Annotated in this window: 1 protein-coding gene; it reads left to right on the forward strand. The window is 49.0% G+C overall.

Annotated features, from left to right (window positions below; all coding sequences use genetic code 11):
• A partial coding sequence (locus FCL48_RS24680) for a transposase (protein ID WP_169309378.1) occupies positions 1-764 on the forward strand: 764 nt, incomplete at both ends.

Consider the following 764-nt stretch of genomic DNA (forward strand, 5'->3'; position numbering starts at 1 on the left):
GCAAAAGCCAAACCGGGACCAGTACCAATTACCCGGCAGGCTCGCAGCTTCTATGGGGCTACCTATCTTTTCGATCAACTTGGAGAGGAAGTCGGGGTGACAGAGGATCTGAAGAGCTGCTTTCCCGAAACATACAGGCAGATTCTATCCATCGCCTACTACCTTATTGTTGAGGATAGAAACTCCCTGAGTCGATTCCCCCGCTGGGCGGCTGTCCATCGGCATCCACATGGGCGCGATATTCCTTCCCAAAGGAGCAGCGAGCTCTTTGCTTCTATCAGCGAGGAAACCATACAGCGCTTCTTTACGCTTCAGGGGAAACGGCGGGTGGATCGGGAATACCTGGCATATGACAGTACCTCCATATCCAGTTATTCAAAATGCCTCAGACAGGTTCGCTATGGCAAAAACAAGGACCATGAGCATCTGGCACAGATCAATTTGACGCTACTTTTTGGACAACAATCACGACTACCATTGTATTACCGTAAGCTGGCGGGGAATATTCCCGACGTAAAAACCCTGAAGAAACTGCTGACCGACATGAACACGCTTGGCTATGAGAAGATCAAGATAGTCTTGGACCGTGGCTTCTTCAGTGCTGCAAACATAAACGACCTGTACAGGAATCATATGAAATTCCTGATAGCCGCCAAGCTGTCGCTGAAACTTATTAAGACACATCTTGATGCTGTTCGTGAGCCGATGCGCAACTGGAATCATTACAGTCAGGCATACGAACTCTATGCGTATTCTCTGCCGAT

Origin of the sequence: Desulforhopalus sp. IMCC35007 (genome assembly GCF_005116575.1) — a bacterium.
Taxonomy (GTDB): domain Bacteria; phylum Desulfobacterota; class Desulfobulbia; order Desulfobulbales; family Desulfocapsaceae; genus Desulforhopalus_A.